General features: G+C 72.2%; 12 protein-coding genes. 5 read left to right on the forward strand and 7 right to left on the reverse strand.

All coding sequences use genetic code 11. The features are described from left to right. Positions 1–6: 6 nt before the first annotated feature. From F9C12_RS38440 to F9C12_RS38455, 4 genes are all read right to left on the reverse strand, one after another. A complete protein-coding gene (locus F9C12_RS38440; protein ID WP_409463714.1) occupies positions 7–774 on the reverse strand; it encodes an enoyl-CoA hydratase/isomerase family protein in 768 nt (255 codons plus the stop codon). An 11-nt stretch (positions 775–785) separates the two neighbouring features. Next, on the reverse strand, positions 786–3017 hold the full coding sequence (locus F9C12_RS38445) for a CoA transferase (RefSeq protein WP_409463715.1): 2232 nt from the start codon (positions 3015–3017) through the stop codon (positions 786–788). Positions 3018–3093: 76 nt separating this feature from the next. Then, a complete protein-coding gene (locus tag F9C12_RS38450; RefSeq protein WP_409463716.1) occupies positions 3094–4644 on the reverse strand; it encodes an AMP-binding protein in 1551 nt (516 codons plus the stop codon). A gap of 132 nt (positions 4645–4776) precedes the next feature. Beyond that, positions 4777–5610 (reverse strand): IclR family transcriptional regulator, encoded by an 834-nt coding sequence (locus tag F9C12_RS38455; RefSeq protein WP_409463717.1) that lies wholly within the window; start codon positions 5608–5610, stop codon positions 4777–4779. Positions 5611–5819: 209 nt separating this feature from the next. On the opposite strand from F9C12_RS38455, the gene F9C12_RS38460 reads away from it, so the two are divergent. The 5 genes from F9C12_RS38460 to F9C12_RS38480 all read left to right on the forward strand — a co-directional run bounded on the left by F9C12_RS38460 (position 5820) and on the right by F9C12_RS38480 (position 10923). After that, positions 5820–6641 (forward strand): alpha/beta fold hydrolase, encoded by an 822-nt coding sequence (locus tag F9C12_RS38460; RefSeq protein ID WP_409463718.1) that lies wholly within the window; start codon positions 5820–5822, stop codon positions 6639–6641. Between the two features lie 43 nt (positions 6642–6684). Beyond that, positions 6685–8301, forward strand: coding sequence for a carboxylesterase/lipase family protein (locus F9C12_RS38465; RefSeq protein ID WP_409463719.1), 1617 nt, complete (start codon positions 6685–6687; stop codon positions 8299–8301). Positions 8302–8390: 89 nt separating this feature from the next. After that, complete coding sequence (locus F9C12_RS38470) at positions 8391–9707, forward strand: MFS transporter (RefSeq protein WP_409463720.1); 1317 nt, start codon at positions 8391–8393, stop codon at positions 9705–9707. Then, complete coding sequence (locus F9C12_RS38475) at positions 9704–10732, forward strand: LLM class flavin-dependent oxidoreductase (RefSeq protein ID WP_409463721.1); 1029 nt, start codon at positions 9704–9706, stop codon at positions 10730–10732. Before F9C12_RS38470 ends, F9C12_RS38475 begins: the two co-directional genes overlap by 4 nt. After that, a complete protein-coding gene (locus F9C12_RS38480; RefSeq protein WP_409463722.1) occupies positions 10696–10923 on the forward strand; it encodes a hypothetical protein in 228 nt (75 codons plus the stop codon). Before F9C12_RS38475 ends, F9C12_RS38480 begins: the two co-directional genes overlap by 37 nt. 133 nt (positions 10924–11056) lie before the next feature. On the opposite strand, the gene F9C12_RS38485 is transcribed toward F9C12_RS38480, so the two are convergent. From F9C12_RS38485 to F9C12_RS38495, 3 genes are read right to left on the reverse strand one after another with little or no spacing between them, the layout of a single operon-like run. Further along, positions 11057–11752: a response regulator gene (locus F9C12_RS38485; protein ID WP_409463723.1), complete on the reverse strand. Its 696-nt coding sequence runs from the start codon at positions 11750–11752 to the stop codon at positions 11057–11059. Then, positions 11749–12897: a sensor histidine kinase gene (locus F9C12_RS38490; RefSeq protein WP_409463724.1), complete on the reverse strand. Its 1149-nt coding sequence runs from the start codon at positions 12895–12897 to the stop codon at positions 11749–11751. Before F9C12_RS38490 ends, F9C12_RS38485 begins: the two co-directional genes overlap by 4 nt. Before the next feature lie 16 nt (positions 12898–12913). Further along, positions 12914–13756 (reverse strand): CPBP family intramembrane glutamic endopeptidase, encoded by an 843-nt coding sequence (locus tag F9C12_RS38495; protein WP_409463725.1) that lies wholly within the window; start codon positions 13754–13756, stop codon positions 12914–12916. Between the last annotated feature and the right edge of the window lie 17 nt (positions 13757–13773).

Below are 13773 nucleotides of genomic sequence, written 5' to 3' on the forward strand. Positions count from 1 at the left end.
CCTTCCTCAGCGCCCGGTGAATTCCGGCGGACGTTTGTCCAGGAAGGCTTGCAGTCCCTCGGCGGCGTCCGCGGTGCGGGTCAGTTCCCGCACGCCTTTTTCCTCGTACCGCAACGCTTCTTCGATCGGCAGCCCGTACCCCTCGTCGACGATGCGCTTGAGCACGCCGATCGCAGCGGTCGGTTTGGCGGCCAATCCCCGGGCCGTTTCCGCGACCACGCGGTCGAACTCTTCGGGCTCGACCACCTGGTCCACCAGGCCTAGCTCCAAGGCTCGCGCCGCGGACAGCCGCGTTCCGTCGATCATCAGCCGCTTGGCCAGATGCGGGCCGACCAGGCGGGGGAGGCGCTGACTGCCGCCCGCGCCGGGAAAGAGCCCCAGCGCGATCTCGGGAAACCCGAAACTCGCCGTCGCGGACAGGATCCGCACGTCGCACGCGAGCGACAGCTCCGCTCCGCCGCCGAGCGCGTGCCCGTTGAGCGCGGCGACGACGGGTTTCGCGGCTCGTTCGAGCAGCCGCTGCACGTCGATCCACCGGCGCATCTTCGCCTGGTTGGCGTCGGAAAGATCGCGCATGACGGCGATGTCGGCGCCGGCGACGAAGAACTTGCCGGAGCCGGTGAGGACCAGGCACCGCACCCCGGGGTCGGCCAGCAGCGGAGGCAGGACGCCGAGGAATTCCTCGATCATCGCGGGGTTCACCGCGTTGGCCGGGGGACGGTCGATCCGGATGGTCGCCACCCCCGAGTCCCGGGCGATGGTCAGGACCGGCATGCGCACTCCTCTCATTCGGTCGCCCCGGCGGCGCGCAGGGCCGCGAGGCGGTCGTCGTCGAGATCCAGCAGTTCCCGCAGCACCTCTTCGGTGTGCTGGCCGAGCAGGGGAGCGGGCGTCGTCAGCGCGCCCGGCGTCGCGGACAGCCGGGCGACGATGCCTTCGTGCCGCACCGCGCCCGCGATCGGATGCTCCAGCGTGGGGTAGAAACCGCGTGCGGCGAGGTGTTCGTCGGCTTCGACCAGGTCGCGGCCAGTCGCGACGAGAGCGGCGGCGATCCCGGCGGCCTGCAGCTCGGCAGCGAGGCCGGCGGCGTCCTGGCCGCGGGTCCAGGCGGCGAGGGCGGCGTCGATCTCGTCCTCGGCCGCCCGCCGCCGGGCGAGGTCTCCGTCGCCGGGGAGACCGGCCAGGTCGCGCAAAGCGGCCCACTGGGCTTCGTCTTGCGCGGTGATGGCGATCCACCGATCCTTCCCGGCCGCGGGGTAGACGCCGTGCGGCACCGCGTGCGGCGATCGGTTCGGATGCGCCGCCGTGCGCGGGTCGTCGCGGCCTTCGTCGAGTACCGCTGGGCCCATCGTCGCGGCCATCGCTTCGAGCTGGGACAGGTCGACGTGCCCGCCCTCTCCTCGGGCGAGCAGATCGAGCGCGCCGAGCACGGCGGCGTTGGCGGCCACCATGTCGCCGAGGCCGAACGCCAGTCCCTGCGGCGGTTCGCCCGGGTCGCGGGTTTCGCTGGACAGCCCGGACATCGCGGCGAGGGTGTCGGCGAAGGTCACCGCTTTCCGCCAGGGACCGGTGTGGCCGACGCCGGACATCGACACCAGGATCGCGCGCGGATTCAGCTCGCGCAGCGACTCGTAGTCCAGGCCCCACTTCGCCAGCACCCCGGGGCTGAAGTTCTCGACGACGACGTCGCAGCGGGCAGCCAGGTCGCGCAGGACGGCTTGGCCGGCTTCGGTGCGGAGGTTGAGCGCGAGGCTGCGCTTGCCGCGGTTGAAGTTGAGGAAGTAGCCCGAGTCGTCCGGTCCGGCGTCCGGCCGCAGCCGCATGGACGGCGAGAACCGGGTCGGGTCGTGCCGGTGCCGGGACTCGACCTTGAGGACGTCGGCCCCGTGCTCGGCGAGGATCTTGGTGGCGTACGGCCCGGCCAGCACCCAGGTCAGGTCGAGGACGCGGACCCCTTCGAGGGCCTGGCTGCCGCGGGCGGCCCGCGGCTCGCGCGGGGCGCCGCCCCACCCGCCCTCGGCGAGCCGCGACAGCGCGACCGGCCGGGGCAGGCCGGGTGCGTTCCAGGGGAAACCGGCGTTCTCGGTCCCGTCGACGGAAACGAAGAACTTCCGCTCGCGCAGCTGGGGGTTGCCGGTCAGCTGGCTCGGCGAAGCGACCTCGGCCCACGGCAGCGCCCGGGCCCGGCCCTGCTCGGCGACCTCCCGCGCGGTGCGTTTCGCGACGAACCGCGCGAGCACCTCGTCGACGTGCGGGCGCTCGGCCCAGCGCAGCACCGGGTCGGCGAACCGCTCGTCCAGCAGATCGTCCGCCTCGCCCTCCTCGGCCAGCCAGGCCAGCAGATCGGTCCACATGCGCTCGCTGCCGGAGTAGCCGCCCGCGACGTAGCCGTCCGCGGCCGCGAAGATCCGGTGCGCGACATGGTCGTAGACGCCGCCGTTGCGGACCGGGAAACGGCCGGCGTGGATCCACGAGATCGCCCCGGTCTCCAGGGTCGCGGCGACCGCTTCCTGCGCGGAGACGTCGATCAGCTGCCCGGCGCCGGTGCGGTCCTTGGCGAGCACGCCCAGCAGGGCCGCGATCGCGCCGTGCGCTCCGGCCAGCTGGAGGGCTTGTTCCCGCGGCGGGGGCTGGGGCTGGCCGCCGGGCTTCCCGCCGAGCCAGGTCATCCCGCCGGCCGAGGCGAGCACGAGATCGCCGCCGGCCCAGCCGCGGCGCGGGCCGGTCAGCCCGAACGGGGTCACCGCCACGTGGACCGCGTGCGGCCACCGCGACGAGCCGTCCGGGCGGAGCCCGCGCAGCCGGGCCGCCGGGCCGCTTTCCAGCACCACGTCCGCTTCCGCGGCGAGCGCGTCGAGGGCGGCCTCGTCCGCGAGCTTTTTCCCGGCGTGCCAATGGATCCGCTCGGCCTCCGGCAGGCGGTCGTCCGGGTCGACCCGCACCACGTCGGCGCCGAGGCCGACCAGCAGCCGGGCGCCCTGCCGCGCCAGTTCGTCGGTCAGGTCGAGTACGCGCACCGGGATCCTCCTGGCGGAAACGGGAAATGACCTGCCGACCGTAGGCAGCCGCAGCGCGGGAAAGCCGGATTCCGGTTCACCCAGCGGACCGGCGCTCGGCGTCCCAGGCGGATCCGTCCACTGTGGACGGAAGAAGGCGTTTGACGACCTTGCCGCTGCCGTTGCGCGGCAGCTCGCGGTCGATGCGGACATACCGGGGGCGGGCGTGCCGGGGCAGCCGGGTGCGGCACCATTCGTGCACCGCCGGCCCGTCGACGGTCCGGTCGGCGGTGGCGAGCACGACGAGGATTTCCTGTTCGGTGAGGTCGGATTCGACCCCGACCGCGGCGGCGTCGACCACGCCGGGCATGGCGCGCACCACCTGCTCGACCTCCCAGGTCGCGATGTTCTCCCCGCGCCGGCGGATCACGTCGCCGCGCCGCCCGGCGAAGACCAAGTACCCGTCGGCGTCGAGGCGGCCGCGGTCGCCGGTGCGGAACCAGCCGTCGCGCAGGACCGCCGCAGTGGCCGCGGGATCGCCCGCGTAGCCCCGGAACCGCAGGTGCGGCAGACGGGCGCGCACGGCGATCTGCCCGGTGTGCCCGGGCGGGAGGGGCCGGCCGGCTTCGTCGAGGATCTCGACGTCGTACTCCGGGACCACCCGTCCCGCGGTCCCCGGACGCCAGTCGTCCGGAGTGTTGGCCGCGACGTCGCCGAGTTCGGTGCTCGCGTAGGCCTCCAGCGCCCGCACCCCGAACCGGTCGCGGAATCTCCCGGCCAACGCGGCGGGAGCCGGGGCGCCGTAGGCGAGCCGCACCGCGTGGTCGCGATCGCGGGCGGAGTGCGGCTGCCGGTCGAGGATCGCCAGCATCGCGCCCATGAAATTGAACGCCGTGACGCCTTCGGCCCGGCAGACGTCCCAGAACCGCGAAGCCGAGAAACGCCGGTGCGCGACCAGCCGCGCTCCGGTAAGCAACGCGGGCAGCAGCGCGGTGTGCCGGACGTTCACGTGATTCCACGGAAAGACGTTGAACAGCACGTCCCGCGGGCCGTACCGCATCGTCGCGGCCACCCGGCGCGCGTGCCGGATCGCCGCGAACTGCGGGAGTTCGGCCGCCTTGGCCCGGCCGGTGGTGCCCGAGGTCGACAGCACGACGAGCAGGTCTTCCGCCGCGGGACGGTGCTCGCGGACCGCGGTCGCGGGCAGCTCGTCGAGGAACGGGTGACCGGACGGCCCGTCATCGTCCTCGGCGACCAGCACGACTCGTTCCATCCGGGGGAGCAGAGCGGCTGACGCGGGGTTGGCGGCGAGCGCGGAGGTGCCGGCGATCAGCAAGGCCGCTCCGGTGGAACGCCTGAGCGCTTCCGCGGCCGCTGCCGTGCCGTCCAGCGCCAGCGGCACTTCCACCGCGCCCAGCCGGGCGAGGCCGAACAGCAGCTCCACCGCCGTGCGGCCGGGGCGCAGGCAGGTCAGCACCCGGGTGCCGGGCGGCAGCGCGAGCCGGGCGGCCAGCGTCCGCGATCCGGCGTCGACGTCGCCGACGCGCAGGCCGCGGCCGTCTTCGAAGCGGATCAGCTCACGGTCCGGGTCCTGTCGAGCCCGGAGCGTGAGCAGGTCGGGCAGGGTGTGCGGCTGGGTCTCGTCCACGCGGTGATCGTCGGGCGGGCGCGACGGGCGGCCAAGCGCGTGGATCGGTCAGCGGACCGGTCAGCCCGCGGCGGGCAGGTGCGGCTTCGTTGTGCTTCTGCGGGAGCGTCTGGTTGCGCGTTCGCGCGATGGTCAGCCCGCCGCGTGCCGGAGCGGAGCAGGCGCGGGTGCGGTGCGTTCGTTGCGCACCTCGGAGGCGGTCAGCAGCGCCCGGTCGAGCGCCCGCGCGATCGTCGCGGCGGTGGAGCGCAGCTCGGGCAGCAGCCGTCGAGGGGCGAGGCGAGCAACCGGCCCGGTCGTCGACACCGCCGCGTGGACAGTTCCGTCCGCGCCGGTCACCGGGACCGCGAGGCTGCCGGCGCCGGGCATGGTTTCCTCGATCTCGAGCGCGAATCCCTGTGCCCGGACCGCCGTCAGCTGCTTGCGGAGGTCGTCCACGGTGGACACGGTGCGGGAAGTGAGGTGGGGAAACCCGGCCTCGCGGAACTGGGCCAGGTGCCTCTCCAGGTCCGGCGCGGCCGCGAGCAGCACTTTGCCGGTCGCGGTGCCCGCCGCGGGCAGCCGCCCGCCGACGCGGGAATGCGAGTGGATGTTGGCCTCGCCCGCGACCTTCTCCAGGAAGAGAGTGTGCACGCCGTCCAGCACGGCGAGGTGGATCGTGGCGCGGGTCGCGGCGAACAGGTCGGTCAGCGCGGGCCGGGCGACCGCGCGCAGCACCGCGGACGCCGGCACCCGCTGCCCGAGCTCGAAGATCCGCAGGCCGAGCTGGTAAAGATCGCCGCGGCGCTCCAGCAGGCCCCATGCGGTCAGCTCCTGCGCCAGCCGGTAGGCGGTCGCCTTCGGCACGCCGGAGCGGCGGCTCAGCTCGGTGAGCCCCAGCTGGTAGGCGCCCGATTCGAACGCGCCGAGCAGCAGCTGCGCCTTGCCGAGCACCGAACTCGGGCGCCCGCCATCCGGTGCGGTCACGGCGCCTCCTCGGCGGTCGGGGAACGAGCCGTGATTATCACCAGGCGGCAAGATCCAAGTCCAGCGCCGGTCACCCCGCCGTTGCCCCGCGGTCGCGCTCCCGGGTCCGGTGGGCGGACCGGGACGGTAGGCCCGGCGGCGCGGAAGGCGAACACTCCCGGGCACTGCTCGCCGCGTCGCGAGCGCGAACCCCAGCTCGAGGGAGGCCGATGGTGCCGACGACAGTTCCGCCCAGGTACGGGTACGTCCCGGTGCCCGGCGGACAGGTGCACTACGCGGAGCAGGGGGCAGGCCCGGCCGTCGTCCTGGTGCACCAGACCCCGCGTTCGCTCGACGAGTTCCGGGAGCTGCAGCCGCTTCTCGCCGTCGGCTACCGGGTGCTCGCGCTCGACCTGCCGGGCTTCGGCAACAGCACGCCGCTCCCGGCCCCGCAACGCATCGAGGACTACGCCCAGGGCACGCTCGCCGCTCTGACCGCGTTGGGCGTGGAGCGGGCGGCGATCGTCGGGCACCACACCGGAGGCGCGGTCGCGGTCGAAATCGCCGCCGCGGCACCGGAACGGGTCACCGCGGCGGTGCTTTCCTCGGCGCCATGGGCGGACGCGGCCTACCGGAAGTCGCGTGTGGACGGTCCCGGCGTGGACGACGCCCGCCGCGATCCGGGCGGCGCGCACCTGCTCGGCTGGTGGGAGCAACGGCGGCCGTACTACCCGTCCGGGGCGACCGCGCTGCTCGACCGGTTCGTCCGGGACGCCCTCGCCCCGGGCGTGGATCCGCGAGAGGGCCATCTCGCCTGCGCGCGCTACGAAATGGAGCACCGGATCGGCAGCGTGCGGGCGCCGGTGCTGCTGCTCGGCGCGGACGGCGACCCGTTCTCCCTGCCCGCGCTCGAACCGCTGGCCGCGCATCTGACGGCGGCGGAGTCGGTGCGGCAGGCAGTGATCGCGGGCGGGACCGTAGCGCTGATGGAAGACAAACCGCACGACGTGGCCGCCGCGGTGCTCCCGTTCTTGCGGCGCTTCGCCCGCTGATCCGTACTCCCTCCCTCGCCTCGCCCACCACCGAGGAGCACAGATGAAAAACAGATTCGCCTGGCTCGGCGTTGTCGTTTCCTTGCTGGCGGCCGGATTGCCGGTCCTCGCGGGCAGTACCGCGTCGGCTGGCGGAGACCGCCCGTATTCGCTGACCGTGCAGACGGACACCGGAAGCCTGCAGGGCAAGACGACCGGCGCGGTCGACTCCTTCCTGGGCGTCCCGTACGCGGCACCGCCGGTCGGAAACCTGCGCTGGCAACCGCCTCAACCGGCGGCGAAATGGACCGGCGTACGGCCCGCGACCAGCTACGGCCCGGCTTGCCCGCAAGCGTCGCGCTCGACGGTCAACGAAGACTGCCTCAACCTCAACGTTTACCGGCCCGCGCGGCCGAGCGGGCAGCGGCTTCCGGTGCTGTTCTGGATCCACGGCGGCGGTTTCTCGAGCGGTTCCGGCGACGAATTCGACGGTTCGCTGCTGGCCGAAACAAACAACATCGTCGTCGTGACCGTCAATTACCGGCTCGGCGTCTTCGGGTTGCTGAACCTTCCGGGGCTCAGCCAGTCCGGCGCCGGAAACTACGGCCTCCTCGACCAAATCGCCGCGCTGCGCTGGACGAAGCAGAACATCGGCCAGTTCGGCGGCGACCGCGACGCTGTGACGATCTCCGGCCTGTCCGCCGGCGGCCATTCCGTCTGCTCGCTGCTCGCCTCGCCGATGACGCACGGCTTGATCGACGGCGCGATCATCCAGAGCGGCGGATGCCCGAGCCACACCGTCGCCGAAGCACGCGCCGCCGGCCAGCGGTTCACGAACGACGCCGGATGCGGCGCCGCGGCCAACCCGGCGGACTGCCTGCGAGCCGAACCGGCCTCCCGGATCCTCGGCGCGAGCGCCGGGTTCCGCGGCGGAATCCTCTCCGGACCGCTGCCCACCGCCGGCGTCCCCGAACTGCCGATCGCGCCGATGACCGCCGTGCAGACCGGCCGATTCGCCAGAGTCCCGCTGCTGATCGGCAGCACCCGGGACGAGGTGCGCGCTTGGGCGCGGCCGTTCGCGAAGGCCACTCCCGAGCAGTACGAGAAGAGCCTCGAATACCTCTACGGCGACCACGCGGCCGACGTGCGGAAGGAGTACCCGTTGCGGAACTATCCGGCCAGCGACACCGCCGCGTACGCCCTCGGTGCGGTGTGGACGGATTCCAGCGTCTTCTACGGGCTCGGCGGATGCCAATACGCGCAACTCGCCCGCACCTTCGCGAAGTACGAACCGAAGACCTTCCTCTACCGCTTCGACGCGCCGAGCCCGTCGCCCGCACCGGCCGGTTTCGACCCCGGCGCCTCCCACGCGGCAGACCAGGCGTACCTCTGGCCGACCCCGACGAGCGGCTACGACCGCGACAAACTCCGGCTCTCCGCGGAAATGGTCCGGTACTGGGGCGCCTTCGTCCGCACCGGATCGCCCGACGCCGAGGGCCAGGCCGAGTGGCGCAGTGTCCGGCAGAACCGGGCGATGGTGCTGAAGACCGGCGGCAGTTCGGCGGTCAGCGCCGAAACCTTCGCCGCGGCCCAGCATTGCGGTCTGTGGAACAGCATCGGCTACCGGTGGCTGGACCTGGATCCCGACGAGTTCGCCCACCGCATGGGCGTGGCCCGCTAGTCCGCGGTCCGCTGACTGGACCCCGGCGTTGCCGCGGTCCCGCTCTTGCCCAACCCTACGTCCACCCAACCGGATTTCCGGAGGCAGCAATGTCCGCTGGCACACCACCGCAACGGCAATCGGCCAGGGCCGCATTGGCGGGCTGGTTCGGCACCACCATCGAGTTCTACGATTTCTCCGTCTACGGCCTGGCCGCTTCCCTGCTGTTCCCGAAGGTCTTCTTCCCCGCCGCCGATCCCGTGGTCGGCACGCTGATCTCGTTGTCCAGTTTCGGCGTCGGCTACGTCGCGCGGCCCTTCGGGGCGTTGCTGTTCGGGCATCTCGGCGATCGGATGGGCCGCAAGTCCATCCTCGTCACCACGCTGATGCTGATGGGCGTCGCGACCACGGCGATCGGCCTGCTCCCCTCGTACGGGCAGATCGGCCTCGCCGCACCGGTGCTGCTGGTCGTGCTGCGCATCGTGCAGGGGATTTCGCTGGGCGGGGAGACCAGCGGCGCGGTGCTGCTCACCGTCGAGCACGCGGAGAAGGAACGCCGCGGCTTCTTCGGCGGGATCCTCAACACCGGCACCGCGGTCGGCACCATCCTGGCGAACGTCATGTTCCTGTTCGTGGCACAGCTTCCCGACAGCGCGCTGCTGTCGTGGGGCTGGCGGATCCCGTTCCTGGTGAGCGTGCTGCTCGTGGTCGCGGGCCTGGTGATCCGGCTGGGCCTGCGGGAGAGCCCGGAGTTCGCGGACGTCAAGGGCGCCGGTTCGGTGCACAAACTGCCGCTGGTCGACGTCCTGCGCAAATGCGGCGGCACGGTCGTCATCGTGACGCTGGCGACCGTCGGCGCGGGAATCATGATCACCGTGACGTCGGTCTACGTGCTGACCTACGGCAAGACCGCACTGCACCTGAGCACTTCGAAGATGCTGGGAGCGCTGCTGCCCGGGCTTCTCGTGGTCGTGATCGCCGCGCCGCTGTACGGCAAGCTGGCCGACCGCATCGGCCCGCGGACGGTCTTCACGGCGACCGCCGCGTCGATGGTCGTGCTCCCGTTCGTCTGGTTTCCCTTGCTGAACACCGGAAATCCCGGCCTGATGCTGCTCGGGTTCGCCCTGCTGTTCGCCGGGTACGCGGGCAACTACGCCATGTTCCCGGTGTTCTTCTCCGAAGCGTTCCCGGTTTCGCTGCGCTTCAGCGGCATGGCGATCGGGTTCACGCTCGGCACGATCGGCGGCAACGCTTTCGCCCCCGCGATCAGCGCGTCGCTGCTCGAATCGACCGGCACGTGGGTCTCCATCGCGGTGTACATGGCGGCCGCGTCGGCGGTCAGCCTGGTAGCCGGGTTGGTGATCCGGGAGGCTCGTTCCGCACAGCCCGACGGGCTTCGCCAGGAGTCCGGAGCGCCGGCGGCATGAGGATCGGCGTCCGGGTTCCGCCGTGCGCGCCCCTGCCCGAGCTGGTGGCGTTCGTCCAGGAGGCCGAGCGGCTAGGGTTCGACGACGTGTGGTTCCCGGACTCGCAGCTGCTGTGGCGAGACGTCTTCGCCACCGCGGCCGCGGCCGCGGCGGGCACGTCAAGGATCGGCCTGGGCACGGCGGTGACGAACGTCGTGACCCGGCACCCGTCGGTGGTGGCCGGCGCGGCGCGGACAGCGGCCGAACTCGCGCCGGGCCGGTTCGTCCTCGGCCTCGGGGTCGGCAACAGCTCGGTCGCGCCGGCCGGCCTGGCTCCGTCGACCCGATCCGGATTGCGTGCCGGACTGACCGCGATCCGTCGCCTCCTCTCCGGCGAGGAAACGGACTTCGGCGGCGCCCGGACCCGGTTGCGCGATCCGGTTCCGGTGCCGATCCACGTGGCGGCAAGCGGACCGCGGAACCTGCGGCTCGCCGGCGAGCTGGCGGACGGTGCCATCCTGCTGAGCGGGGTGTCGCCGGAGCCTTTGGCGGCCGCGATGCGCCAGGTGGCGGCCGGCGCCGCGGGCCGGGCGGCCGTGCCGGTCACGGTGTCGGCGTTCTGCCGGGTCACCGACACCGTGCGCCGGGATGCCCGGGAACTGAAACCGGTCTGCCTCAGCATCGCGGCGAACGGCGGAGCGGAATTCCTGGAGAAGGCGGGCATTCGGGTGCGCGTGCCCGAACGCCTGCCGGACTTGGCGCCCGATTTGCTGCACGCCGAGTCGTGGGAATCCGCGATCCGCGCGTGCGAGTCCTTTGTGGACGATTACGCGGCGGAGTCGTTCGCCCGCCGGTTCTGCTTGTACGGCACGACGGACGAGATCACCGCGCGGCTCGCCGAACTGAGCCGCTCCGGCGTCTCGGCGGTACTGCTCCAGGAGGTCGGATCGTACGGCTTGCCGAGAACTCTGGTAGCGGACTGGAGAACGCTGCGGCACCGGGAGGCCGCGTGGACGACGCCGAGGTCGCCGCACTCGGCAAGCTGACGGCGGCTGATACTGGCGTGATGCTCCGCGCGGGCACGGAGTACGCCCACGTCGAGATCGTCGGGACCAAGACGACCAGCGGCCTTTACGGCGCTGTCGTCGATTCCTACGAGGCGTGGAAGATCCAAGGCGGTGGGCCAGTGTTTTCAGCTCTGCTCGCATCCGAGGATCGTGCGCTGGGCTCGGCATAGCGGTTACGGGCATTGCGCCGGTCATGCCGCGGCTGAGCAAGGACCCGCCCCGAACTGGAAAGCCGCCTCCGGTCCGGCCTCCGCCTGCTGGATCTGCCGCGGTCAGCACCGCCGGTTCGCTGGCCTCCCATCATCAGTGGATGGCCCCGGAAGACGGTTCGGCGCCGACGAGCCCCACCCGGTAGGCGAGAACCACCGCCTGCACGCGGTCCCTCAGGTCGAGTTTCGTCAGGATCCGGGAGACATACGTCTTCACCGTTTCCGTGGTGATGCTGAGCTTCTCCGCGATCTCCGCGTTCGACAGGCCCTCCGCGATGTGCTCGAGCACTTCGAGTTCGCGGCGGGCGAGGGCCTGCCGGACGCGGTCTCGGGCCGGGTGGGCGGTGTCGGCGGGGCGCAGGCGTTCCGCGAAGCGGCCGATCAGGGCGCGGGTGACCGCCGGGGCCACCAGGGAGTCTCCGGCGGCGACAGTGCGCACGCCCTTGATCAGTTCCGCTGGCGGAGCGTCCTTGAGCAGGAAGCCGCTGGCACCCGCTTTGAACGCCTCGTAGACGTATTCGTCGACGTTGAAAGTCGTCACCACCAACACTTTCGCCGGGCTGTCCACGCCCGGTCCGGCGAGCTGGCGGGTGGCTTCGATGCCGTCGACGATGGGCATGCGGATGTCCATCACCACGACGTCCGGGCGCAGCCGCAGGGTCTCTTCGACGGCCTGCCTGCCGTCCGCGGCCTCGCCGACTACCTCCAGATCCGGTTGCGCCGAGAAGATCGTGGTGTACCCGGCGCGCACCAGTTCCTGGTCCTCGCACACCAGAACCCGGACAGTCATGCCTGCCTCCGTGACGGGATGAGAGCGTGCACCCGGAACCCGCCTTCGGGCCGGGCCGCGGCTGCCATCTCACCACCCAGCATCCGCACCCGTTCCCGCAGCCCGCTCAGGCCGCGGCCGCCCCGCTCGGCGACGGGGGCGCTCGCGGAGGTCCCGTCCGTCGTCACCTCGATCTCGATCCGGTCGTGGTGATCGTCGATCTGGACCCGGGTCGGGCGGCCGGTCGCGTACTTCATCGCGTTGGTCAGCGCCTCCTGGACCACCCGGTACGCCGCGAGTTCGACGTCGACGGCGTGCTCGCGATGGTCGCCCCGCCTGGTCAGTTCGACGGGCTGACCGGACAACCGGGCCTGCTCGACGAGGTCGCTGACCCGGCCGAGCGCCGGTGCCCGGTCGGCCTTCGCCGAGTCGCCCGTCGCTTCGAGCACGCCGAGCAGGTGCCGCAGTTCCGTCAACGCGCGGCGGCCCGTGTCGCTGATGGCGGCGAGTCCTTTCCCCACGTTGTCCGGGGTCCCGTCGAGCAGGAACTGCGCCGCGTCGGCCTGGACGACCATCGCGGTCACGTGGTGGGTCACCACGTCGTGCAGGTCCCGGGCGATGCGGGCGCGCTCCCCGGCGGTCGCCACCTCGACGCTCAGCCTGCGGTTCTCCGCCTCCTCGGCCCGCCACCGGCGCATCGCGGTCCCGGCCGCCCACATCGCCGCCGAACTCAGGAAGAACACCACGAACACCTGGGGCTGGCTGGGCGAACCCAGCAGATGCAACGCGATCGCCAGCCCGATGTACGCCGCGGTGGCCGTCGCGGCGGTGATCCGGCGGTACCGGGCCTGGTGGGCGCCGGCCGCGAAGAGCGCCAGGTAGAACCCTAGGCCGGCGATGCTGACCGGGTAGCCGAACGATTGATACAGCGCGAAGGCGATGCCGGAGACCGCCAGGCAGACGACCGGCCAGCGCCTTCTGATCGCCAGCGGCGCAGCCTGCGCGAGGACCAGCGCGACCGCGAGCGCGTCGGCCGGGCGTTGCGGCAAGTCCCCGAGCTGCGGGCCGACGGACGACACGGTCGGCACGAACGCCAGGACGGTCAGCACGAGCGCGAGTGCACTGTCTTTTGTGGACGAGGAGAGTCTCTGCCACCGGAGGAGCATCGCGCGAGCGTACTGGTCAGGCTGCGGCACGGCGCCGGATCCGGCCGGTGCGGGCGGCGCGGCGCAGGAGGACGACGGTGGGCACCGCGCAGACCAGCAGCGCGAGCAGGCTCGCCTCGGGGCCGAAGACGCCGCCGGTCAGCACGTCAGGCCCGGACAGCGTGGTCCGCAGCAGCCCGGGCGACGCCTCGGCCGAGCCGGACACCGCGACGCCGAAGATGCCCGCGTTGGTGAAGTTCCAGGCGAAGTGCAGGCCGGTCGACAGCCACAGCGAACGGGTCGCGACGTACGCGGAGGTCGACAGCAACCCGCCGGTCAGGGCGATCGACAGCACGCCCCAGAGCGTCGCGTCGGCGTTGATCGAGTGCGCGAGGCCGAAGATGAGCGACGACAGGACCAGCGCGATCGTCGTCCCGGTGCGTTCCTCCATGATCCGGAACAGCACGCCGCGGAACAGCACCTCTTCGGTGACCGCGACGCTCGCCATCAGCCCGGCGGCGCCGAGGCAGCCCCAGAGCGAGCCCCCCGAGAGGTCCTGCCAGCCGCCGAACATCCCGATCAGCAGGAGCAGCAGGACGGACATCCCGGACCCGAGCGCCGCGCCCCGCAGCAGCTGGGGCCACATCCGGTTCCCGGCGAACTCGGGGATCTCCGTGCGCTGCTCCACGACCCGCGACAGCTTGCGGTACCCGGCCACCACGGCGACGACGGACCCGGCCCCCACCGGCAGGGCGAGCAGGACGACGGGCGACACCAGCTGCATGACAGCCGCGTTCGCCAGCATCACGACGGCGAACGCGGCCAGCAGCACCGGGAATCGGTATCTGCGCAGCCGTCCGGTTTCCTTGGTCTGAACCATTGCTCTTGTCCTCTCCG

It is taken from the genome of Amycolatopsis sp. GA6-003 (assembly GCF_046267895.1).
Lineage (GTDB): Bacteria > Actinomycetota > Actinomycetes > Mycobacteriales > Pseudonocardiaceae > Amycolatopsis.